Origin of the sequence: Allobosea sp. 2KB_26, from assembly GCF_052115715.1 — a bacterium.
In the GTDB taxonomy this organism is placed as follows: Bacteria; Pseudomonadota; Alphaproteobacteria; order Rhizobiales; family Beijerinckiaceae; genus Allobosea.
Genome location: NZ_JBFRHE010000001.1, coordinates 1,597,349 through 1,619,078 on the forward strand (window position 1 = coordinate 1,597,349; position 21,730 = coordinate 1,619,078).

Here is a 21,730-nt window from a genome sequence, read left to right on the forward strand (position 1 = left end):
TCCATGACGTTACCCCCGTTTATATCCGGCGCTGGGTTCGTTTCCGGCGATTTTGGAGCCCATGTGAACTGGTGAAGCGTCGTGCTCGCGCGGCCCTGCGGAAGGATGCCGTCATCAAGCTCTCCCGGGGACAGATGATCCCGGTCGGCCGCGATGTCGCGATCCACATTCAGCCATGCATCTTGAAGGAAGATGCGATCCTGATAGACGGTCGAGGCTAAGATGCGGAACAATTTCGACGCGTCATTCGGTACACAGGGGGCCGCGCCGGGGATGATCTACAACCTGCAATTGCTCAGAGGGTTGGCGGCGCTTGGAGTGAGTTTCTACCACACCGATTTCCAGATCGTCCGCGGCATCTCAACTGAATTCTATGGCGTGTCCATCTTCTTCGCGATCAGCGGCTTCATCATCACCCATGTGACACGCCAGGATAGCACTGGATTCCTGCTCAAGCGCCTTGTCCGAGTGGTGCCTCTCTACTGGATCGCAACTGCGGTTTTCTTCGTTTTCACACCCGATACATGGTCGCACCTGCTCGGGAGCCTTCTGTTCGTTCCGGCCGACAAGCCGCCGGTGCTGCGCGTCGGTTGGACCCTCAACTATGAAATGTTTTTCTACGTCGTGTTTGGCGTCGGGCTCGCGATGAGCAAGAGGTGGGCGCCACTGATCGCATCGGTAGTCCTGCTGCTCCTGCAGGCGGTTCAGCATTTTGCCCCATGCGGGCCGGTCTGCTCGACCTATGGAGGGAGGGTGACCGGCTTCTTCGTGATCGGCATTGCTCTCTACTATGTTTGGCTTGCCGCCCGGCTCTGGATGCCTCCGTTGCGCAGGACAATGAAGGTCGTGTCCGCGATCGTTGCCGGCGGCGTCGTTACGATCTGCGTGGCGTGGCACGAGCCGCCAGCGGCTGTGGCGTTCATCATCGTCACCGCCGTTCTCTTGACCGCACTCTTGGCGGAAGCGTCCGGACTGGCCTGTCGGAATCGGGCCCTGCTTGCCCTCGGCGGCATGTCCTATTCGCTCTACCTGACCCATCTGATGGTGATCGAACCCATGCGGATCGTAGCCACCAGGCTGCCCTGGCTCGATCAGGCGCAGAGCGTTCCGGTCATGCTCGCGTCTGTCGGCATGAGCGTATTGCTCGCCTATCTCGTTTATCGCTTCATCGAAACGCCGATGCTCGCGGGCTTTCGCGCGATAATCCAGATGCGGCGTCGACCAGCCCCCATGGCGCCCTAACGGCTCCAGTTCGGCGGTCTTTCATCGAGAGCCCACCGCTTCACCGGCCCGAACGGGCTCTACAACCGCCCGAAACGAACTCACCGCTGAACAGAAACGAGGGCCAACGTCAGTTCGGCCCACCCAGGACAAAGGCTGCAAGCTCCAGTACGAGCCCTCCGAAGACCCGCGCGAAGCGCGGATGCCGCGACCGTCCACAAGCCCACCGGGATCGAAACGCACCGGACCCGCAAATTTGAGAGGATGTTGCGAAAGCCAGCGCGCCGCATCTTCTGGCGTATCACACTGCAAATCGATCGATCGCAAAATGCTCCGAACTGATTGGCAGACCATTCCAAGGCGGAGATCCCGGACACGCCTGATTCGGGCTTTTCGTCCCCCAAGGGCAGCGATGCTATCAACGCCTCGTGGACTTTGATAGCTCGCGATTTGCTCGAGCTCGCGCTACCTGTTCACCGCCTTCTATCAATCGACAGGACTACACTCCATGTGTACGCGCTGGCCGGGTTCGCTATGCGTGCGGCAAGAGACGAGGGCCGGCGTAGTCTTACTGGGTTCCTCCGGCATCGAAGCGGGCACAATTGGTTGAACGGGCCGAGCGACCGGCTTCGGGGCCCGTACAGCGGCCGCGGTCAGCTTGGACGCTGGCCTGGTCACCGTTACCGGCTCACGCACGATCGAATCTGGCTTATTCGCCTCCGGCACGGGATCAGAGAGATCGAGAGGTGCAGTCTGCGGCTTCTCCGCTTGAGCAGACTGCCAGGGTCGCCAACTCCCCAGCCGAGCAAAAGTCTCGACCGTCGGCTTTGTGATCGCTTCGACCGTTGGCATCGCTTGTGGCGAGCAACCGGCAACCAGGAAGCCGGCAAGGCCCAAGCGACAAACGAGGTTCACCATGCTGGCCCCTTGTCATACATGTGGCAAAGTTGCGGCATCATGAGCGCGGAATGTAGCCGTTTTGTGCCGCGCTAGGAGAAAGAACCGCCCATCACCCTCGCCTTCAGTCTACGCGCCTCTGAGCGCCACAAACCGGAAGCCGAACTTGATCCTTGCGGTATGGGACGTTCTCCCGCGATCAACCCACAAACGCCTCTCATCGCCCATTGGTAAGTGCTATTCGGGCTTAGATCGCACGCCCCACTTTGAGCACCTTGTCCAAGCGTCTCCTCCGCCCTCAGGCCCATCGAACGGCGCTCTCGGCCACGGCGGTCGCCCACCAAAGGCATCGGGGCTATCGCAGCGCCCGCACCGCGCCTCTGCGAAGCGCCCCGTATACATTCATGACTTGGACCTTGTCCGCGCTGGTCGCTTGGCCTGAGGCCTCGGGCTCGCTAAGCCTGAAACCTGCATCCTGCCCGAGGCTCTCTTGCGTATCCTGCTGATCAATCCCAACACGACCCAGGCGATGACGGATCTCGTCATGCAGGTGGTCGCGCCCCATGCTCCGCCCGATGTCGCACTGCATCCGGTGACTGGCCGCTTCGGCGCGCAGTATATCTCGAGTCGCAGCGCGGGGGTGATTGCGGCCCACGCCGCCCTCGAGGCCTATGCTGAGCATGGTGCCGACTGCGATGCGGTCTATCTCGCCTGCTTTGGCGACCCAGGGCTTCACGCCCTGAAGGAGGTCTCCCCCGTTCCGGTCGTCGGCATGGCAGAGGCGAGTTGCCTGGCGGCCGCGGCGATGGCGCAGCAGTTCTCGATCGTCACCGGTGGCGAGCGCTGGGGACCGATCCTGCATGAATTCGTCGCGATGATCGGCCTGGATGGCCGGCTTGCCTCGGTTGAAACAGTCACTCCGACGGGGGCCGATATCGCCCGTGATCCGGAGGGCTCGATCGCATTGCTCGCAGCAGCCTGCCGTAAGACGGCGGAGCGCGACGGCGCCGGAGCCGTCATTCTCGGCGGTGCCGGACTTGCCGGCCTCGCCGCGCGCGTCCAGCCACATCTCGATATTCCGGTGATCTGTTCGGTCCAGACCGGAATGAAGGCGGTCCTGGCTGCTCTCAACGGCGGTACGGCGAAACCGGCGAGCGGTGATCTCGCCTTTCCGGCTGCCGTCGGGAGCGTCGGCCTGTCGCCCGCGCTTGCGGCCCTTCTCGCTAGGTCCTGAACGGAGGAAGGGCCTGAACCGGGGAGCTGCCGCCGGCACGCTCAGCTCAGCAGGAGCGCCGAGCAATAGAGCCCAACGCCAAAGACGATATGTCCCGCGATATTCATGGCGCGGATTTGGCCGGCATTCGGCTTCTTCGACGCCGCGATGCCCGCGCCCATTCCCGGCTGCAGGATGAACCAGCCGCAGCCGACCGTGACGAGACCGACGATCAGAGCAGGTGCGAGGCTCGGATTGCGGGCCCAGTCGAGCCCCCAGATCGCCAGCAGGATCGCCGCGAACAGGATGCCGATCAGGTAATGCGCGACCCAGCCGAGCGCGCGTTCGTTCGCCACCGGCTCGGAGCGTCCAATATCCTCATGCGCCAGTCGACCTTGCGCCAGATGGCCGAACCAGCGCCCGGTCATGGCCCAGTTGGGAGCCGGCAGGCCGAAAGCGCGGTTCAAGAACTGGGCCCAGAGATCAAACAGGATTGTCGCGCCAACGCCGATCAGCACCGCGCGCACAAGAACCTCAAGCATCGCATATCCCCGGAAACCAGCCATGGCGCGTCGGCCGTCGCGCCTCGGCGGCAATGGAAGGGAAGAGGCCCCGCGAGGTCAATCGCAGGGCGCGTTTTTCCCGCGCCCGCTGTGCAAGGGAGCCATGCGCGGTGCAATCAATGAGCGATACCCCACCCTTGGCGGAACACAGGGAGCACCGAGGCCGTTCCCTTCAAGAGACCAAACGGGGGACAGCGGAACATGGCAGTAGAAACGACGGTGAAAGCACGCGCAGGCGGTCCTCATGGAGCCGACGAACTGCCCTCGGTTGTCGTCACCAGTTATAATCTGGAGGTTCGCGACGAGGACGGCTTCGTTGGCGACAAGGCCAAACGTGGCGCATTTCTCGACCATCTCGACGCCCTTCGCGAGCACCTGCGCCGGACCGGCGACGATCCCATCACGGTCGACTCCGACAAGATCGGCAAGAAGGAGCTCGATGCGCTGCTCGGCGAAGGCGAGCCGCGCGAGGCAGCTCTCATCCTCGGTGCCATCGAACGCTACGCCCAGTCGCTGGCCTTCGTCATTCGCCGCTTCGTCAGGCTGAAGCCCTGGAGCGCCGTCGAGCGTATCGTGGTCGGCGGCGGTTTCCGCCAGAGCCGCGTCGGTGAGCTCGCCATCGCACGTGCCGGCATCATCCTGCAGACGGACGGACACAGCATCGACCTTGTGCCGATCCGTCATCATCCCGACGAGGCGGGGCTGGTCGGCAGCGCCCATCTTGCACCGAAATGGATATTCGAGGCCTATGACAGCCTCGTCGCCGTCGATATCGGCGGCTCGAATATTCGCGCTGGCATCGTCGAGTTGCGCCAGGACAAGGCACCAGATCTTGCCAAGGCCAAGGTCTGGCAATCCGAACTCTGGCGCCACGCCGACGAGGAGACCAATAGGGACGACGCAATCAAGCGGCTCGGCAAGATGCTCGATGCCCAGATCAAGCAGGCCGGCAAGGCGGGCCTCCGCGTTGCTCCCTTCATCGGCGTCGGCTGCCCCGGACTGATCGAGCGGGACGGCTCGATCGACCGCGGAGCACAGAATCTGCCTGGCAACTGGCAGAGCAGCCGGTTCAACCTGGTCGAGAGCATACGCGACATGATTCCCGAAATCGGCGGGCACGAGACGACGGTCGTGATGCATAACGACGCGGTCATCCAGGGGCTGAGCGAGATGCCCTCGATGCAGGATGTCGAGCATTGGGCAGTGCTGACCATCGGCACCGGCCTTGGCAATGCAAGCTACCAGAACCGGACGAAGCCGAAGGGCCGCGACAAGACCAAGAATGGAAAGACCGGCGACAGGAAAGGCTGAGCGTTCAGCTTCGCTTTGCCGGCAGCGCCCACATCAGCCCACGAGTGATGATGGCGGGGAAGACAGTGAGATGATCCTCGTCCTGGATGATCTCCGTGGTCAGCTTCAGGCCGGGATAATTGTGCGAGCGCAGCGCCTTCTCGAATTCCTGCAGGTCGGCGATCATGTCGAGCTTGCTGCTATAGCGCGACGAGGCCTTGCTGATCGTCTCGAAGGAAGCGATCGCCATCAGCACATCGGCCTTCAGGTCCTTGTTCGTCTCGGCATAGGCGCGCTCGCGCGCAAACATCACCTTCTGGTCGTACCAGAGCGAAGGGCTGCCGATGATATAATGCGAGAACATCTTCGGCTCGGTCAGCAGAATGTGGACACCGAGCAGCCCGCCATAGGAATGGCCGGCAAAGATGCTGCGATGGGTGTCGGTGCGATAGGTCGAAGCGACGAAGGGCATCACCTCGTCGGCGAGAAAGCGGCGATAGGGCTCGGCCTCGCCGAAGACGGGCGTACGGCCGGATTCGTCCTTGGTCCTTTCGCCATTGGGCGTCGGCGTGTAGTCGCGGCGCCGGCTGAACTGCGGCGTGTCGCCGACCGCGTAGGAGAGACCGACCAGGATGAATTCTTCCAGCCCCTGGCCGCGATTGCCGACTCGGCGGGCAATGCTGCGCACCAGCGGGAAGGCATAATCGGCATCCGTGAGGAACAGCACCGGAAAGCGCCGGCGTGGCGAGGAGTGATAGGAGGCCGGCAGGCTGACATAGATCTCGTAGTCGCGCTGCAGCGTCTTGGCGTGGATCGTCCGGACCTCGGTGTCCTTCAGAACGAAGGGCGCGGGATTCGAGGAGACCGCCGCAGCGGCCGGAGGTTCGGGAACCGGCTGGGCAACGGCAGCGCTGGCGAATCCGAAGGCGGCAAGCAGAACAGGCAGGCGAAGCATTCGCCGCATCTCCGACATGAATGTGCCGGGATCGTGACCGTTCTCCGTCCATCCGCCAAGAGCTAACGCCGCATGGCCGGCGTCTCGATCGGCAGGCCGCGGGCACGCGCGGCAAGATAGAGTTCGAGCGCCAGATATTCCGGCGCGCCATAGTCGAACTGCGTCGCCCGGACGCCGAGCGAGCAGGCGCGCAGGCGCCGATGCAGCGAACCGACGCCGTTCCATTCCAGCCGATAGGCCGGATATCCGGTCCCGGCGCCATGGCTGATCGTGTCGCCGCGCAACTTCTGGCCAACCAGCCCGTCATGGCATTGCTTGCAGGAGAGGTTGAGCTGGCCCTGGCGGCGCTCGAAGAAGGCTCTGCCCGCGTCATAGAAGGGTTGTGCCGGACCGCGGGTCTCGACGTCCATCGCCAAACCCCGGGACAACGAAGCGACATAGGCCGTCAGCGCCAGAAGTTCGCCGCTCTCATAGCCGAAGGCCGGCTGCTTCTGCCGCTCCACGCGGCACTGTTCGATGCGTCCCTCAAGATTCAGGAGCTGCCCGGTGCCGGCATCCACCTGCGGATAATGCGTCGCCGCGCCCCGCAGGCTCTTCTCCGGCTCGGCATGGCACTGGCTGCAGGCCTGGCTGGCCCCTGGCTTGCGGCTGAACAGTTCCTGACCCTGCTCGACCCAGAACCAGCCCGGGTTGCGCGTCGGATCATCCTGCTGCCGGCGCAGATCGGGCGACAGGAAAGCGCTCCCCGAGGTGATCTCTTCGCCACCCGCGGCTGTGCCGAGCAGCGCGAACAGGAGCCCCAAAGCCAGCTTCAGCCGCATCGCCCGGCGCTCACGTCACAGTCAGTCTGGCCGTCCGGGTGAAGACCGCTCCGCCATCCTCGCGCCATTCGAAGACGATGTCGCCGGTCTCGACCGCGCGCGTCGTGAAGGAGACGAAGGGATTGGCCGAGACCCCCGTATACATGTCGAGCCGGAAGATCGGTTCCCCGGAATAGGTCGCCGTCAGCCGGTTCAGGATTTTTCGCGGGACGGTGCCACCCTTACCATCGGACTGGCCGCCGCGGTCCATCGGATGCCGCGTCAGAACGCGGATCTCGATGATCTCGCCGGCACGGGCTTCCGCCGGCATGCTGATACGGGCGTTGAATGCCATCGGATCTCCCTTCAACCGCCGTCGATGCAGGCGCTCAACGTCACCACGACATCGGCATCGCTCATGAGATAGCCCCCCGTGCTGAGCGCAGCGACGACCGTGACCTTCTGCGAGGTCGCCAGCCGCAAGGTTGTTGCGACCTCGGCGCGGCCGGAGCGGGGGCCAAGATGAAACCGCGCCATGTCCGGGAACGGGTTCTTCTCGGCGATGAGATGAATCCAGCGGACATGATCCGCCTCCGTCATCGGGCTCTCGACCACGATCCTCGTATCGACCGAATTGCCGTTCTCGACGAGCGCCGGAATCTCCAGCGTGATCCTGCCGCGCTCCGGCACCGCGCCATCGGTCAGCCGCGCGATCAGCTCCGACAGCGCCGGCTGCGTCGCAGCCATCACCGCATTCGGCAGGGCGGCAAGGCCGATCCCGGCCGCAGCGCCGACAACGATGTCACGCCGGCTCGGGGCGGACTCAGAATGTCTTGAGAGAGGCGAGATAGGCAACGACATCCTCGATCTCCTGCTCCGACAGAGCCGGCTTGCCACGATAGGCCGGGGCGACATCCTGCAGGCCCTCGGTCCGGTAATAGGGCGGCATTACCGTCTCCGGATTGAGCCGCGATGCATCGACCAGCCTCAGCCTGATCTGCCCGGCGTCAAGCCGCGCCCCGATGCCGGCCAGTGGCGGCCCGATCGCGCCCTGGAACGGCTCTGCCGGATCCGCCCCCTGATGGCAGATCAGGCAATTGCCGCGCTCCCGGTCGCGCAGGATGGCCTGTCCTCGCGCCACATCACCGGCACGCGCGCCGAGGGCCTTTGGAATTGCGTCCCCGACGACGGCGTAGGGCTCCAGCGCCGCGCACGGCCGGGAGCAAGCCAGTCCTCCGAGCAGGAGGGCTGTGGCGAAGCCGAGGCGCGTCATGCGCCGGGCCCTAGGCCTTCCGCAGATCCATGTTCTTCAGCGGGACCGAACGCACACGCTTGCCGGTCGCCGCGAAGATCGCGTTGAACACCGCCGGGGCGGCAACCGCGATCGTCGGTTCGCCGACGCCACCCCAGAAACCGCCGGATGGAACGATCACCGTCTCGACCACCGGCATCTCATCCAGGCGCAGCACGGTGTAGGTGTCGAAATTCTCCTCGACCATGTGCCCGTCCTTGACCGTGCACTCGCCATGGAGCGCCGCCGAAAGGCCATAGACGAAGGAGCCCTCGACCTGGCGCTCGATCTGGGCCGGGTTGACGGCATGGCCCGGGTCTGTCGCCGCGACGATGCGGTGAATCTTCAACTTGCCCTCTGCGCTGACCGAAACCTCTGCGACCGCCGCGACATAGGAGCCAAAGCCCATGGTCTGGCAGATGCCGCGATAGACCCCGGCCGGCAGGGCCTTGCCCCATTCCGCCTTCTCGGCGACCGCATTGAGAACAGCCAGATGCTTGGGATGGTTCTTCATCAGCGCCCGACGGAATTCGAGCGGGTCCTTGCCCGCCGCATGGGCGAGCTCGTCCATGAAGCACTCGAGATAGATCGTGTTCTGGTTCAGGTTCACGCCGCGCCAGAAGCCCGGGGGCACATGCGGATTGCGCATCGCGTGGTCGATCAGCAGATTCGGGATGCCATATCCGATCGAAGCCTCCGGCCCAGGCGGGTTGAGGCCCTGGAAGACGGCAGGGTCGCGCCCGTTCTGGATGTTCTGCGGGAAGATGCCGGCAACGATCGACTGGCCGGAAATGCGCATGTGCAGCCCGGTCAGATTGCCATCCTTGTCGAGCCCGCCCGTCAGCTTGCACTGCGTCACCGGGTGGTAGCGGCCATGCAGCATGTCCTCCTCGCGCGACCAGACCAGCTTGATCGGCGTGCCGGGGATCTGCTTGGCGATCGCAACCACCTGCCTGACCCAGTCATGCACTGCGCCGCGCCGGCCAAATCCGCCACCGAGATCGATCTTGTAGGCCTCGCATTTGGCGATCGGCAGTCCCGAGGCCTCGGACGCTGCGGCCAGCGCCGCCTCGCCGTTCTGGGTCGGAGTCCAGACCTCGCAACGTTCCGGCGTGTAGCGCGCCGTTGCGTTCATCGGCTCCATCGTGGCGTGATTCTGGAACGGATAGGAATAGACCGACTCGACGACGCGTGCCGCCTTGGCAATCGCCCCCTTCGCATCCCCGACCTGGTTGCCGATGACGGCTTCGGGCGCATCGAGACCTTCCTTGAGCCAGGCCGCAATGCTCTCGCTCGAGACCTTGGCATTCTCGCCATTGTCCCACTCGATCGGCAGCGCATCGAGCGCCGTTTTCGCCTGCCACCAGGTCTCGGCGACGACGGCAACCGCCGTCTCGCCCACCGGCACGACATGCGTCACACCCGGCATGGTCTTGACCTTGGCGGCGTCAAAACTCTTCACCTTGCCGCCGAAGACCGGGCAGTCCTTGATTGCAGCATTGAGCATGCCGGGCATCTTCAGATCGATGCCGTAGATCTTGGCGCCATTGGTCTTGTCGACCGTGTCGAGCCGTTTCAGCGGCTTGCCGGCAATCGTCCAGTCCTTAGGCTCCTTGAGCGGGATATCCTTGGGAGCCTCGAGCTTCGAGGCCGCCTCGGCGACCTGCCCGTAGCGCAGCGAGCGGCCTGACGCCTTGTGCGTGATCACGCTCTTCTCGGCAGAGCATTCCGCTGCCGGCACGCTCCACTGGTTCGCGGCAGCCTGGATCAGCATCATTCGTGCCGCCGCGCCGCCCTTGCGGACATACTCATGCGATTCCCGGATGCCACGGCTGCCACCCGTCGAAAAATTGCCCCAGACGCGGTTGCGCGCGACGTTCTGGCCCGGCGTCGGATATTCTGTCGTCACCCTGGCCCAGTCGCAGTTCAGTTCCTCGGCGACGAGTTGGGCGAGCCCCGTTAGCGTCCCCTGCCCCATTTCGGAGCGGGCGATGCGGATCACCACCTTCTCGTCGGGATGGACCACCACCCAGGCATTGATTTCCTTGACCGCCCCCTGGGCCATCGCCTCGCCAGCGAACGGTATGGCAAAGCCGAAGGTGAAGGCCCCGGCCGCCGCAGCGGAGCCGGCGAGCATGGTGCGGCGGGACAGGGTCGGAGATGTGTCAGCCGAGGCAAAGATCATGTCTTCCTCCAGATTCCGGTAGGGAAAGCAGGGGAGCAAGGGCACCTGGCCCGTCGCGCTCGACCCCACCCAGGCAAAACGTGAAACATGCGGACCGACGCTCAGTCGGGCCGACGCGATGAGGCTCAACCGCGGCCGAGCGTACCGCTGGCCGCCACATCCAGAATCGCCGCCTTGACCCGCGTATAGGTGCCGCAACGACAGATATTGGTCATTTCATTGGCGATATCCGCTTCGCTCGGCTTGGGATTGGCCTGGAGGAGCGCAACGGCGGCCATGATCATGCCGCTCTGGCAGTAGCCGCATTGCGGAACATCATGGGCGATCCAGGCCTTCTGGACCGGATGCGATCCATCCGGCGAAAGCCCTTCGATGGTCACGATCTTCTGTTCCGCCGAAACGGCGCTCACGGGGAGCGCGCAGGAGCGCGTCGCGACCCCATCGATATGCACGGTACAGGCACCGCATTGCGCGACGCCACAGCCATATTTCGTTCCGGTCAGGCCGATCTGTTCCCGTATCACCCAAAGCAGCGGCGTGTCGCCATCGACCGCCACATCCAGCACTTTGCCGTTTATGCTCAGCTTCGCCACCGCAACCTCCCGGTTCGATTTCAGAAGAATGGCGAGAGAGCCAGCGCGCCTCGCCAGAAGTCCACCATGCCAACGGGCACGCGGACAGATTGTATTTAGATGAGATTGAAATCCAGAAAGCGACCTTGGGCCAATGCCAAAAGTGCGAGCGCCGCGCCCGTTTCCCAGGCGCCACGCTCCGGGTTGACCTCTGCGACCTAAGCGGGATCGACCCAAAAATGCGCAATCAGCCCCCTGATTGCCATGATCACGTCCTGATTATCGACGATCAGGGCCATCATCGCATTTCGCTGACTGCACCATTTCTCACATCAATGTGATGAATCAGGCGTCAGTTCAGCCTCCCCAGCAACAAGGTGCCGTCCTTGCCCCATCCGACGCATTTTCCGATCTCGCCTTGCCTTACGCAGCTGGAGAGGGCGAGGTGCGGCATCGCGTCGAATCAGCCTGAACGAGCCAGGATCGCCATGACGGCCCGCGCCCTCCGAGAGGTTTCCATCGCCACAGCGTGGCGCGCCGCACTGGCAGCGCTGGGGCTTCTGGCCATGGCCCTGATCTTCGCCGCACAGAGCTGGGCCCAGGCGCCCGATCCAACCCCGGCCAGGACCCGTCTCGACGCAGCGCGTGCCGAGCTCGCCCAGATCGAGACCCTCTTCGCCAATCCGAATGCGACCGATGCCGAGCTGCAGCGGCACCGGCTCAGGCTGCAGCCTCTGCTCGAACAGCTCCGCCACATCACCGAGGAACAGGCTCCGAAGACCGAGCAGGCCAAGCTGCGCATCGAGCAGCTCGGCCCCAAGCCCGACGCAAAGGCGCCTGCCGAATCCGCCGAAGTCGTCCGTGAGCGCGAAACGCGAGAGAAGGCGTTTGCGGACGCTGACGAGACTTTGAAGATCTCACGCTCGGCCCTTCTCCAGGCCGAACAGCTTCTGGCCAGCATCGGCGACCGACGCCGCGACCTCTTCGCAAAGGCCTTGTTCGCGCCGGGCCCCGCCATCGTCAGCCCGGAACTCTGGGGCGCTGCGCTGTCGACCTCGCCCGAAGATATGCGCGCATCCGGGCTCATCTTCGGTGACTGGCTCTCCGTCGTCGCCGAAGCATCCAGCACCGCCCGCGGCGCGCTGGTCGCCTTTGCCTTCCTCGGCGCGATCCTGCTCTACGTTGCCCGCGCCCGCTACCTGCCGCGCTTTGCGGAACGGCTCGACCCGACCAGCGATACCAACAGCCTGCGCTGCCTTCACGTCGCGCTCGCCCATATCGTGGCCGGCGCGGCCCCACCGGCGCTCGCAAGCTGGCTGATCTATGCCGCGCTCAAGACTGCGGGCCTCCTGCCGCCACGCATCCAGCCGGTCATCTGGGCGATCGTCGTCGGGCTCGCGATCTTCGCTTTCGTCCAGGCATTGGCCGACGCGCTGTTTGCTCCCCACAAGCCACAGCGACGCCTTGTCAGCGTCATGGACTCGACGGCCCGGACAGTGGTCTGGATCGCCGCATCGCTCGCACTCGTCGTATCAACCGGCAAAGTGCTCGAGGCTTGGCTCCAGGCCATCGCCGCCAGCCTGGCATCATCGATTGTCGTCCGCGGCGTGGTCGTGCTCGTTTTCGCGGCGGTCCTGATCGCCGGGCTTTACCAGCTTCGCGATGACAAGGAAGTCGAAGAGGAGGCCTGTCTTGGCCCCTATGTGGCGGTCGATGGCGCCTCGCTCGGACCGATCCGCATCTTCGGCTGGATCGTCGGCCTCGTCATCGCATTGGCTGCACTGACGGGCTATGTCGTCTTCGCCTCCTTCCTGACCGAGCAGGTGCTCTGGCTCGGCATCCTCGCCTGTCTGTTCGTCCTTGCCTACCAGTTGCTCGATCTCGGCATCACCGAGCTCCTGACCGGCAACGGACATTTCGCGCTGACCCTGAAGGCCGGCGTCGGCATCCGCGGCTCGGCGCTGCAGAAGATCGCCGTCATCGTCACCGGGCTGCTCAAGCTCGTGCTGATCGTGGTGACGCTGATGCTCGCGCTGGCCCCCTGGGGCCTGGAATCCGTCGATTTCCTGACGTCGCTGCGCGCCGCCTTCTTCGGCTTCCAGGTCGGCGGCGTCACGATCTCGCTGTCCTCGATCATCGTCTCCGGGTTGCTCTTCGCGCTCGCCCTGACGGCGACACGCGGCGCCCAGGGCTGGCTCGAAGGCAAGTTCCTGCCGACGACGCAGCTCGATACCGGCCTGCGCAACTCGATCATCACCGCCGCCGGCTATCTCGGCTATGCCGCAGCCGTCGCGCTCTCCGTCTCTGCGCTGGGTCTCAGTCTCGAACGCCTGACCCTCGTCGCCAGCGCCCTCTCCGTCGGTATCGGTTTTGGCCTGCAGTCCGTGGTCTCGAATTTCGTCTCGGGGCTGATCCTGCTCTGGGAGCGCCCGATCCGGGTCGGCGATCAGGTCGTGGTCGGGGACGCGGAAGGCATCGTCAAGCGCATCAATGTCCGCTCGACCGAGATCGCGACCTTCGATCGCTCGACCGTGATCGTGCCAAACTCCAACCTCGTCTCGGGTGTGGTCAGGAACCGGGTGCGCGCCGATCGCACCGGCCGCTCCCTGATCTCGATCACCGTGCCGAGGTCAATGGACGCGTCCGCCGTGCGCACGATGCTGGCCGAAGCCGCCCACTCCCATGGCGACGTGCTGCAGAAGCCACCGCCAACCGTGCAGTTCAAGAAGATCGGCACCTCGACGATGGATTTCGACCTGATCTGCGTCGTGGCCGACGTCGATATCGTCGGCCGCGTCACCAGCGATCTCAACTTCGCGATCCACAAACGCCTCACCGAAATGGAGGCTCCCGCGGCTGGTGCGGAGCTGCTCGTCAAAGGCCTCGACGGCATCGAGCAATCGCTTGGGGACATCGCCGCCGCCGTCGGGCGCGAAACAAAGCCTTCGCATCGCAAGAAAGCCGTAACCACCGCGCGCGCATCAAGGCCCCGCCTTCTCAACGGTGAGACGGGGGAGGAGGAGCCGGAGGAGCAGGTGCGGCGCGAAACCACGCCCGCGCCCGAACCGGCCAAGGATGCGTCCAAGGACGACAGCAAGGAATGATGCGATGCCCAAGCCTTTCCGTGCAGCCGCCGCGGCGCACCGGACCATGACCTGCCCCGCCCTTGTCGCCGGTGCGCTCGCCGTCTTCGGCATTGCCGGCTGCACCGAGCCTGCCCGGACCAGCCAGCCCGCCTTCTACCGCGATCTCGGCTCGCCCTCGGCCCGGGTCGATGCAAACGAGGCGCGCGCCATGATCTCGGCCTACCGGATGAACCACGGGCTCGGCACGCTGAAGCTTGATCCGGCCCTGGTCGAGGCTGCCGAGCAGGAGGCCGCCGCCATGGCCTCGGCCGACAAGCCCGTTCAGGCCGAAGCCGTCAAGGCGCGGCTGGCGCGGGCCGGCCAGCCGGGAGCGGAAGCCAATCTGTCGGCCGGCTATCGGCGGCTGGCCGAGGCTTTCTCGGGCTGGCGCGACTCGCCTCAGCACGACCGTGTCATGAAGACGCCGGGCGCCACCCGTATGGGCATTGCCACCGCCTATGCGCCAGGCTCGAAATATCAGGTCTACTGGGCACTGATCCTTGCGCCTTGAGGCAAGGTTGGCGCCCTGAGGCGATGCTGCCTCAGGGTTTCGCGCCGAAGGGCAGCGGCGGTGCATCCGCCTTGAGGACGATCCCGACACGCCGGTTATAGGCGAGATAGGGATTGTCCTTGATCAGCGGCTCGGTGTCGGCCTTGCCGGTGACGGAGGCGAAGCGGTCATCCGGGACGCCCGCATTGCTGAGGATCTCGCGGACGGCCGCGGCACGCGCCACGGAGAGCTCCCAGGGATTGCCTTCCGGTGCCGCGCCGGGACGTGGCGCGGCCGTATGGCCCGTAATCGCAATCTTGTTGGACATCCGTCGCAGCGTCGGGGCGACAGCCGCGAGCAGCTTGCGCATGCGCTCGTTCGGCTGCGCCGAGCCCTCGGCAAACATCGCCCGCCCGTCCTGATCGACGAGCTGGATATCGATGCCCGCCTCGGAAACCTCCACCAGAATATTGCGCGAGAGCTCGGCGATCTCCGGCATCTCGCGCAGGGCCTGCCTGAGCGAGGCGGCCGCGAGCGCAAAGCCGCGGTCATGCGTCGCCGAGACCAGGCCGTCTTCCTTCTGCTGGTTGTGATTGGGCGCAGTCGTGTCGGACGCATCGCTGAGCGGCCGGATATAGGCGTTCTTGATGTGGGTCTTGGTCGGGATGCCGTCGACCTCGACGATGCCGGCGAGCCGCATATCGGTCTGCGTGCCGAAGGCCTCGCGCATGGAGCCGGCGACGATCTGAAGCTTGTTCTTGTCCTGGCTCGAATAGGCCGCGACCATGACGAAGAACGCCATCAGCAGCGCCATCAGGTCCGCGAAAGTCACGAACCAGCCGTGACCGCCATGGCCTCCTCGATTTTTCTTCGCCATCGCTCAGGCTTCCGTCAGGCGGCTTCCGCCATCTCGGCCCGATGATGGTCGGGCAGATAGGCGAGCAGCATTTCGCGGACCAGCGTCGCGCTCTTGGCGTCGCGCATCTGCAGGACGCCGTCGATGATCAGCGTGCGCGAGATCTCCTCTTCCTCGAGCTTGATGTGCAGCTTGTCGGCGATGGGGAGCGTGAACATGTTCGCGACCATCGCCCCGTAGAGCGTCGCGAGCAGCGCCGTCGCCATGGCGGGGCCGAGCTTGGACGGGTCGCTCATATTGGCGAACATCGTCACCATGCCGAGAATCGTGCCGATCATGCCCCAGGCCGGAGCGCAGTCGCCGATCGCGCGATAGACCTTCGAACCCTCGTCGAGCCGCTGCAGGAAGTTGTCGCGGTCACGCTCCATCGTGTCGCGGATGAACTCCTTGTCGTAGCCGTCGGCGATGTAGCGCAGGCCCTGGGCCAGGAACGGATCCGAGACCTCAACGCTTTCCAGCGCGACGGGGCCGCTCTTGCGAGCGATCTCGGCAACGCGCGTGATCTCGTCGATCAGTTCGCGCGGATGGATCGAGCGCATCGTGAAGGCGAAGCGGAAGCCCATCGGAATGCCATGGGCAATCACGGAGAACGGGAAGCGCAGCATGGTCGCGGCCGAGGCGCCACCGAAGATGATGATGGCGGCGTGCTTGTCCCAATAGGCGGCGAAATTGCCGCCATCGATCATGATCAGCGAAATGATTGTCGCGATACCGCCCAGAATGCCGACGCCGGTTGCGATATCCATTTAAGCCACCCTGATCCACGCAGATCCAGCATCCGCGCAGCGCCCTGTCTTGGCAGTCTGGTAACCATAGCGGGACCGGTTTGAACGAAGCGTTAAGCTTGAGCACTTGCTCAGGCCCGCGCGTCGGATAATGCTCCCCGGATGTCACTGTTTGCGCTCTACGCCCGCGTCCTCGGCGAACTCGGCCCCGAAAAACGGCTGGGACTGATCCTTGCGCTCGCCAATATCCTGCTGGCGGCAGCAGCCTTCGCGGAGCCGATGCTGTTCGGCACCCTGATCGACAGGTTGACCAGTATCCAAAGCTCCGGCCAGCGACCAAACTGGAGCGACATCAATGTCCTGATCGCGGCTTGGGTCGGCTTCGGGCTCTTCAATATCGGAGCCAGCGTCTTCGTCGCCCTTCATGCCGACAGGTTGGCCCATCGCCGCCGCCTCGCCGTGATGGCTGATTATTTCGAGCACGCCCTGACGCTGCCTCTGGCGTACCACACCCAGACCCATTCGGGCCGGGTGCTCAAGGTGATGCTGGAAGGCACCAGCGGCATGTGGGCGCTGTGGCTCTCATTCTTCCGCGAACACTGCGCCAGCTTCGTCGCGCTCTTCATCCTGCTGCCCTTCACCCTCTGGAAGAACTGGCAGCTCGGACTGCTCCTGATCAGCCTCGTCGTGCTCTTCGGCACTCTCACGGCCTTCGTGCTGCGCAAGACCGAGAAGCTCCAGAGCAATGTCGAAGGCTACCACTCCAACCTTGCCGAACGCGCTTCGGACGCGCTCGGCAACGTCCCGGTGATCCAGAGCTTCACCCGCATCGAAGCCGAGGTACGCGGCCTGCGCTCGACCATCGCCAGCCTGCTGGAAGCGCAACTTCCGGTGCTATCCTGGTGGGCGATCGCGACCGTGGCGACCCGCGCCTCGGCGACGCTCACCGTACTGGCGATCTTTGTCGTCGGCACCTGGCTCCTGATGATGGGGCAGACCACCGTCGGTGAAATCGTCACCTTCATGGGCTTCGCCACCATGCTGGTCGGCCGGCTTGAGCAGATCGTCTCCTTCGTAAACTTCATCTTCATGCAGGCGCCGAAGATGCGCGAGTTCTTCGGGGTGCTCGACACCATGCCGGCCGTACGCGATCTCCCGGGCGCGCCCGATGCCGGCCGCCTCGAGGGCCGCATCACCTTCGATGACGTTTCGTTCTCCTATGACGGCAAGCGCGCGGCCGTCGCCGATGTATCCTTCACCGTCGAGCCCGGCGAGACCATCGCCATTGTCGGTTCGACCGGCTCCGGCAAGTCGACCACGCTCGGCCTGCTGCACCGCGCCTTCGATCCGCAATCCGGCCGTATCCTCGCCGACGGCAGGGACATTCGAGAGATCTCGCTGCTCAGCCTGCGCCGCAATATCGGCGTCGTCTTTCAGGAGCCGATGCTCTTTGCCCGCTCGATCCGCGAGAATCTCACCGTCGGCAAGCCTGACGCGACCGATGCCGAAATGATAGAGGCGCTCGACCGGGCCCAGGCGACCGAAGTCATGGCTCGCCAGACCGATGGGCTCGACACCCTGGTTGGCGAACGCGGCCGCACCTTGTCGGGTGGCGAGCGCCAACGCCTTTCGATCGCCCGCGCACTCCTCAAGAACCCACCGATCCTGATTCTCGACGAAGCGACCTCCGCGCTCGATGCTGCAACGGAGGTGAAGCTCCAGAAGGCGCTCGACGAGGTGATGAAGGGCCGCACGACTTTCGTCATTGCGCACCGCCTGGCCACCATCCGCAACGCCAACCGGATCCTCGTTTTCGAGCAGGGCCGCGTCATCGAGATGGGCTCCTTCGACGAACTCGTCGCCAAGGGCGGACGCTTCGCCGCGCTGGCGCGGGCGCAGTATCTCGTCGCCGACAAGCCGGCCGCCATGCTGGCAGAGGATGCGGTCAGCCCGCTCGCCCAGAAGCTCGCGGCCGATTGACCGCGCTGCCCCGGACGGCCTTAGATCATCGGACCGGATCTCCGACCCGGCCGGTGATCTAACCTTGTGTGCATCGGCTGTGCCGAAAACCGCAATCCACTGTTCGGACCGATGCCTTAGCGCGGCCTCTCCTTGTCCGGTTCGTGATGCAGGCAGGGATCGAGCTTCACATGGTTGGGGCCGACCCGTTCGTAGCTGCCGCTGGCCACGACTCGATCGCCGAGCTTGCTGCCATTCTCGGCATAGGTGACGCACAGAACCTGCGGATCCGGCGCACGACAGAGCGCGAGATAGACCAGCGCCCCGTCGGAGCGAACCATGGTCAGCTCTCCCTCGACCTGGATGGTTGTGAGTTCGCCCTCCTTGTCTTCGAGCCCGCGCAGCGCCTGCCGCAATTCGGAACAGGCCGCCCGTAGGCTCGGCTCGGGCTGAGCCCTGCCGTGATCCGCCGGAATCAGGGCCACAAGGAGGGTGGTGCCGCAGAGCAGCGAACGAAGAAGGCGCTTGGTCATGCCCCAGCTGTCGCGCCGGTTTGCGGCGGCATTGCGAACGGGCTGCAGCGATAACCCCTGAGGTAATCGACTTCATTCCGCCTGCAGGCGAAGGTCGCGACATCGGCAGGCCAGCTTGGCTGCGAAGAAGGGGATCCCACGATGAAAACCTACGCCATGGCCCACCTCACCCACGTCGCCCTGGGACCTGAGATCATTGGCTATCTCGAAGGCATCGATGCGACGCTGGCACCGTTCCAGGGGCGCTTCATCATTCATGGCGATCCACCGGAACTGCTGGAGGGCAGCTGGTCGGGCGACCTGATCGTGATCGAGTTCCCGAACCGTGCCGCCGCGAAGGCCTGGTACGAATCAGAGGCCTATCGGGCGATCCTGCCCTTGCGTATGCGCAACTCGACCGGCGCGGTCTTCTTCATCGATGGTGTTTCGTCCGACCATCAGGCGACGGATGTGCTACGCCGACAGTGAATACTTGCGAATGAGGCGCGCTGGCGCCAACGATCCTCCAACGCCGCGCGTATATCGCTTGGTCCATCACCCGGTCCTCGCCGGGCCATGTCTCGTTTATCGTCCGCCTGCCACAAGATTGGGTCTTTGTATTTGACCAGCATGATCATCCGCCTCACCTGCGCCTGGGCCTCGGTCCTTGCCTATCTGTTCTTCGGCAAGACGATTCTCGGGCAGCTCGGCTCCCCCTTGCTGTCCATGCTGATCTTTGCCTGGTTGCTCGGCATCATCGCGTGGTCGGCCATCGGCGTCGTGCACGAGGCGGAGGAACTGGCGCACAGGCTGGGCGAACCCTATGGCACGCTGATCCTGACGCTCTCGATCGTCATCATCGAGGTGGCGCTGATCGGGGCCGTGATGCTGGGAGCGACCGGGGCGCCGACACTCGGCCGCGACACGATGTTCGCCGTGCTCATGATCGTGCTGAACGGCGTCGTCGGCATAGGGCTCATCTTCGGGGGCCTGCGCCATTTCCAACAGAGCTACAATCTGCAGGGCGCCACCGCCTATCTGGTCGTAATCATCCCGCTGACGGTCATCGCGCTGGTCCTGCCGAATTTCACCACCTCGACCAGCGACGGAACGCTGACCAACTTGCAAGCCATCTGCTTCTCGCTGTTCACACTGGCGCTCTACGCGTCCTTCCTGATCCTGCAGACCGGCCGCCACAGCGGTTTCTTCGTCGAGCCTGACATGCCGGCACGCAGCGGCGAAGTGCTGCATCAGGTCGAAGAGGCCGGGCACGCCGCGTCCGGAAGCATCCTGCCCAATATCGGCCTGCTCCTGGCCAATATCCTGCCGATCGTCATCCTGGCGAAGAGCCTGGCGGCCGTGCTCGATTTCGGCATCGCCAAGCTCGACGCCCCCCCGGCGCTCGGTGGCATCCTGATCGCGATGGTCGTCTTCACCCCGGAATGCATCACGGCCCTGCGTGCGATCAATGCCAACCAACTCCAGCGTGCGATCAATCTGTGCTTGGGCGCGGCAGCCTCGACGCTTGGCCTGACGGTGCCTGCCGTGCTTGGCATCGGCCTTCTCACCGGTCAGCCGGTCACGCTCGGCCTGTCGGCCACCAATATGGTCATTCTGGCGATGACGCTGATGCTGAGCACGCTGACCTTCACCGGCTCACGCACAACGATGCTGGAAGGCGCCGTGCATCTCTGCGTCTTCTTCGTTTTCCTGGTGCTGGTGTTCAGCCCGTAGCGGCCAGCGCCAGCGCCAAGGGGGTGATCCGGAGCGAGGTCACGCGGTTACGGCTCTTGCGCACCACCTCGAACTTGAAGCCGTGGAAGGTGAAGGCCTGCCCGGCCTCGGGGATGGTGCGGGCCTCGTGAATGACGAGGCCCGCGATTGTCGTCGCCTCCTCGTCGGGCAGGTCCCAGTCCATCGCGCGGTTCAGGTCGCGGATCGGCACTCCGCCGTCGACGACCACCGACCCGTCCACCTGCTGGCGCAGGCCCGGCACCGCGATGTCATGTTCGTCGCGGATATCGCCGACGATCTCCTCGAGGATATCCTCGAGCGTCACCAGCCCCATCACCTCGCCATACTCGTCGACGACAAGCGCGAAATGGGTCTTGCGCGCCAGGAAGGCCTTGAGCTGATCGGGCAGCGAGGTCGTGACCGGGGTGAACCAGGGCGCGAGGGCGATCTGCGCCACGTCGAGCTTGCCGGCATCCCCGCCGGCAGCATCAAGCGCCCGCAGCAGGTCCTTGGCGTGCAGGATGCCGACAATGTTCTCGGGCTTGTCGCGCCATAGCGGCATCCGGGTATAGGGCGAGGCCAGGACCTCGCGCACGATCGCTTCCGGTCCTATGTCGAGATTGATCGTTCGCATCTTGGTGCGGTGGATCATCACGTCCTCGACACCGAGCTCCCTCAGATCGAGCAGGCCGCCGAGCATGTCACGATCGGCCTTCTTGACCGCGCCCTCCTGGTGCATCAGGTCGACCTGACCACGCAGCTCCTCATTCGGTGAAAGGATCGATTGGTTCTCGTCGATGCGGATGCCGAAGAGGCGCAGGAAGCGCCGAACAAACCATTCGATCGCCAGTGTCAGCGGGCCCAGCACAGCAACGACCCAGGCCACCGGCCGCGCCAACCACAGCGCCGCCTGGTCGGGCTTCGCGATCGCCGCCGTCTTCGGCATGATCTCCGCGAAGATGATCACGAGGACTGACATCACCGCCGTCGCATAGATCACCCCGGCGTCACCGAATATTGCCACCAGCACGCTGGTGGCAAAGGCCGAGGCGCCGATATTGACGACGTTGTTACCGATCAGCATGGCGCCGATCAGTCGCTCCCGCATTGCCAGCAATCGCATCACGATGCCGGCACGCCGGCTTCCCGCCTTTTCCAGTGCAGCGATGCGGGCCTTCGAGGCAGCCGTCAGCGCGGTCTCGCTGCCGGAGAAGAAGGCCGACAGCAACAGGCAGATCAGGACGATCAGCACCGCCAGCCAGGGGTTGATGTTCTCGAGCAT

At 64.5% G+C, this 21,730-nt stretch carries 20 protein-coding genes; 8 read left to right on the forward strand and 12 right to left on the reverse strand.

Features of this window, described 5'->3' with window-relative positions:
* Positions 1–222 precede the first annotated feature (222 nt).
* Positions 223–1,242 carry an acyltransferase family protein gene (locus AB4099_RS07745; RefSeq protein WP_113518128.1) on the forward strand — a complete coding sequence of 340 codons (1,020 nt, stop codon included), beginning with the start codon at positions 223–225 and terminating at the stop codon, positions 1,240–1,242.
* Positions 1,243–2,608: 1,366 nt separating this feature from the next.
* On the forward strand, positions 2,609–3,352 hold the full coding sequence (locus AB4099_RS07750) for an aspartate/glutamate racemase family protein (protein ID WP_441477586.1): 744 nt from the start codon (positions 2,609–2,611) through the stop codon (positions 3,350–3,352).
* Positions 3,353–3,393: 41 nt separating this feature from the next.
* Here AB4099_RS07750 and AB4099_RS07755 read toward each other — a convergent pair whose 3' ends face one another.
* Positions 3,394–3,873: a DUF2938 domain-containing protein gene (locus AB4099_RS07755; protein WP_113518145.1), complete on the reverse strand. Its 480-nt coding sequence runs from the start codon at positions 3,871–3,873 to the stop codon at positions 3,394–3,396.
* A gap of 222 nt (positions 3,874–4,095) precedes the next feature.
* Between AB4099_RS07755 and AB4099_RS07760 the strand changes: the two genes are divergently transcribed.
* Complete coding sequence (locus tag AB4099_RS07760) at positions 4,096–5,205, forward strand: ROK family protein (RefSeq protein WP_441477587.1); 1,110 nt, start codon at positions 4,096–4,098, stop codon at positions 5,203–5,205.
* A 4-nt stretch (positions 5,206–5,209) separates the two neighbouring features.
* Here AB4099_RS07760 and AB4099_RS07765 read toward each other — a convergent pair whose 3' ends face one another.
* The 7 genes from AB4099_RS07765 to AB4099_RS07795 form a co-directional block, all read right to left on the reverse strand.
* The gene (locus AB4099_RS07765; protein ID WP_441477588.1) at positions 5,210–6,139 is read right to left on the reverse strand and encodes an alpha/beta hydrolase; all 930 of its coding nucleotides are present in this window, start codon (positions 6,137–6,139) and stop codon (positions 5,210–5,212) included.
* A 62-nt stretch (positions 6,140–6,201) separates the two neighbouring features.
* Complete coding sequence (gene soxA, locus AB4099_RS07770) at positions 6,202–6,960, reverse strand: sulfur oxidation c-type cytochrome SoxA (protein WP_441477589.1); 759 nt, start codon at positions 6,958–6,960, stop codon at positions 6,202–6,204.
* A gap of 10 nt (positions 6,961–6,970) precedes the next feature.
* On the reverse strand, positions 6,971–7,294 hold the full coding sequence (locus AB4099_RS07775; protein ID WP_441477590.1) for a thiosulfate oxidation carrier complex protein SoxZ: 324 nt from the start codon (positions 7,292–7,294) through the stop codon (positions 6,971–6,973).
* Between the two features lie 11 nt (positions 7,295–7,305).
* On the reverse strand, positions 7,306–7,800 hold the full coding sequence (locus tag AB4099_RS07780) for a thiosulfate oxidation carrier protein SoxY (protein ID WP_441477591.1): 495 nt from the start codon (positions 7,798–7,800) through the stop codon (positions 7,306–7,308).
* Entirely contained in the window at positions 7,763–8,212 is a 450-nt protein-coding gene (gene soxX, locus AB4099_RS07785) for a sulfur oxidation c-type cytochrome SoxX (protein ID WP_441477592.1), read from the reverse strand. The genes AB4099_RS07780 and soxX overlap by 38 nt, the downstream gene beginning before the upstream one ends.
* A gap of 10 nt (positions 8,213–8,222) precedes the next feature.
* On the reverse strand, positions 8,223–10,415 hold the full coding sequence (locus AB4099_RS07790; protein ID WP_441477593.1) for a xanthine dehydrogenase family protein molybdopterin-binding subunit: 2,193 nt from the start codon (positions 10,413–10,415) through the stop codon (positions 8,223–8,225).
* Between the two features lie 125 nt (positions 10,416–10,540).
* Positions 10,541–11,008 (reverse strand): (2Fe-2S)-binding protein, encoded by a 468-nt coding sequence (locus AB4099_RS07795; RefSeq protein ID WP_441477594.1) that lies wholly within the window; start codon positions 11,006–11,008, stop codon positions 10,541–10,543.
* A 467-nt stretch (positions 11,009–11,475) separates the two neighbouring features.
* On the opposite strand from AB4099_RS07795, the gene AB4099_RS07800 reads away from it, so the two are divergent.
* Together AB4099_RS07800 and AB4099_RS07805 are read left to right on the forward strand one after the other, a co-directional pair.
* Complete coding sequence (locus AB4099_RS07800; RefSeq protein WP_113518120.1) at positions 11,476–14,091, forward strand: DUF3772 domain-containing protein; 2,616 nt, start codon at positions 11,476–11,478, stop codon at positions 14,089–14,091.
* A gap of 4 nt (positions 14,092–14,095) precedes the next feature.
* Entirely contained in the window at positions 14,096–14,623 is a 528-nt protein-coding gene (locus tag AB4099_RS07805; RefSeq protein ID WP_441477595.1) for a CAP domain-containing protein, read from the forward strand.
* Between the two features lie 31 nt (positions 14,624–14,654).
* Here AB4099_RS07805 and AB4099_RS07810 read toward each other — a convergent pair whose 3' ends face one another.
* On the reverse strand, positions 14,655–15,479 hold the full coding sequence (locus AB4099_RS07810) for an OmpA/MotB family protein (RefSeq protein ID WP_043241739.1): 825 nt from the start codon (positions 15,477–15,479) through the stop codon (positions 14,655–14,657).
* Between the two features lie 14 nt (positions 15,480–15,493).
* Positions 15,494–16,264, reverse strand: coding sequence for a motility protein A (locus AB4099_RS07815; RefSeq protein WP_043241741.1), 771 nt, complete (start codon positions 16,262–16,264; stop codon positions 15,494–15,496).
* Positions 16,265–16,405: 141 nt separating this feature from the next.
* Here AB4099_RS07815 and AB4099_RS07820 point away from each other — a divergent pair, with 141 nt between their 5' ends.
* Positions 16,406–18,223: a glucan ABC transporter ATP-binding protein/ permease gene (locus tag AB4099_RS07820; protein ID WP_113518119.1), complete on the forward strand. Its 1,818-nt coding sequence runs from the start codon at positions 16,406–16,408 to the stop codon at positions 18,221–18,223.
* A gap of 116 nt (positions 18,224–18,339) precedes the next feature.
* Here the strand turns inward: AB4099_RS07820 and AB4099_RS07825 are convergent, their stop codons facing one another.
* Entirely contained in the window at positions 18,340–18,735 is a 396-nt protein-coding gene (locus tag AB4099_RS07825; protein ID WP_441477596.1) for a hypothetical protein, read from the reverse strand.
* Positions 18,736–18,876: 141 nt separating this feature from the next.
* Here AB4099_RS07825 and AB4099_RS07830 point away from each other — a divergent pair, with 141 nt between their 5' ends.
* Both AB4099_RS07830 and AB4099_RS07835 read left to right on the forward strand, forming a co-directional pair.
* Complete coding sequence (locus AB4099_RS07830) at positions 18,877–19,203, forward strand: DUF1330 domain-containing protein (protein WP_441477597.1); 327 nt, start codon at positions 18,877–18,879, stop codon at positions 19,201–19,203.
* A 141-nt stretch (positions 19,204–19,344) separates the two neighbouring features.
* Positions 19,345–20,448, forward strand: coding sequence for a calcium:cation antiporter (locus AB4099_RS07835; protein ID WP_113518143.1), 1,104 nt, complete (start codon positions 19,345–19,347; stop codon positions 20,446–20,448).
* Here AB4099_RS07835 and AB4099_RS07840 read toward each other — a convergent pair.
* Complete coding sequence (locus tag AB4099_RS07840) at positions 20,438–21,730, reverse strand: HlyC/CorC family transporter (RefSeq protein WP_441477598.1); 1,293 nt, start codon at positions 21,728–21,730, stop codon at positions 20,438–20,440. The two genes, AB4099_RS07835 and AB4099_RS07840, sit on opposite strands and share 11 nt — an antisense overlap.

What these genes read in the sequence shown, in the direction of transcription:
- AB4099_RS07745 (WP_113518128.1), top strand. Translation starts at nt 223, where the DNA reads ATGCGGAACAATTTCGACGCGTCATTCGGTACACAGGGGGCCGCGCCG.
- AB4099_RS07755 (WP_113518145.1), bottom strand. Translation starts at nt 3,873, where the DNA reads ATGCTTGAGGTTCTTGTGCGCGCGGTGCTGATCGGCGTTGGCGCGACA.
- AB4099_RS07760 (WP_441477587.1), top strand. Translation starts at nt 4,096, where the DNA reads ATGGCAGTAGAAACGACGGTGAAAGCACGCGCAGGCGGTCCTCATGGA.
- AB4099_RS07765 (WP_441477588.1), bottom strand. Translation starts at nt 6,139, where the DNA reads ATGCTTCGCCTGCCTGTTCTGCTTGCCGCCTTCGGATTCGCCAGCGCT.
- soxA (WP_441477589.1), bottom strand. Translation starts at nt 6,960, where the DNA reads ATGCGGCTGAAGCTGGCTTTGGGGCTCCTGTTCGCGCTGCTCGGCACA.
- AB4099_RS07775 (WP_441477590.1), bottom strand. Translation starts at nt 7,294, where the DNA reads ATGGCATTCAACGCCCGTATCAGCATGCCGGCGGAAGCCCGTGCCGGC.
- AB4099_RS07780 (WP_441477591.1), bottom strand. Translation starts at nt 7,800, where the DNA reads ATGTCGTTGCCTATCTCGCCTCTCTCAAGACATTCTGAGTCCGCCCCG.
- soxX (WP_441477592.1), bottom strand. Translation starts at nt 8,212, where the DNA reads ATGACGCGCCTCGGCTTCGCCACAGCCCTCCTGCTCGGAGGACTGGCT.
- AB4099_RS07790 (WP_441477593.1), bottom strand. Translation starts at nt 10,415, where the DNA reads ATGATCTTTGCCTCGGCTGACACATCTCCGACCCTGTCCCGCCGCACC.
- AB4099_RS07800 (WP_113518120.1), top strand. Translation starts at nt 11,476, where the DNA reads ATGACGGCCCGCGCCCTCCGAGAGGTTTCCATCGCCACAGCGTGGCGC.
- AB4099_RS07805 (WP_441477595.1), top strand. Translation starts at nt 14,096, where the DNA reads ATGCCCAAGCCTTTCCGTGCAGCCGCCGCGGCGCACCGGACCATGACC.
- AB4099_RS07810 (WP_043241739.1), bottom strand. Translation starts at nt 15,479, where the DNA reads ATGGCGAAGAAAAATCGAGGAGGCCATGGCGGTCACGGCTGGTTCGTG.
- AB4099_RS07815 (WP_043241741.1), bottom strand. Translation starts at nt 16,264, where the DNA reads ATGGATATCGCAACCGGCGTCGGCATTCTGGGCGGTATCGCGACAATC.
- AB4099_RS07820 (WP_113518119.1), top strand. Translation starts at nt 16,406, where the DNA reads ATGTCACTGTTTGCGCTCTACGCCCGCGTCCTCGGCGAACTCGGCCCC.
- AB4099_RS07825 (WP_441477596.1), bottom strand. Translation starts at nt 18,735, where the DNA reads ATGACCAAGCGCCTTCTTCGTTCGCTGCTCTGCGGCACCACCCTCCTT.
- AB4099_RS07830 (WP_441477597.1), top strand. Translation starts at nt 18,877, where the DNA reads ATGAAAACCTACGCCATGGCCCACCTCACCCACGTCGCCCTGGGACCT.
- AB4099_RS07835 (WP_113518143.1), top strand. Translation starts at nt 19,345, where the DNA reads ATGATCATCCGCCTCACCTGCGCCTGGGCCTCGGTCCTTGCCTATCTG.
- AB4099_RS07840 (WP_441477598.1), bottom strand. Translation starts at nt 21,730, where the DNA reads ATGCTCGAGAACATCAACCCCTGGCTGGCGGTGCTGATCGTCCTGATC.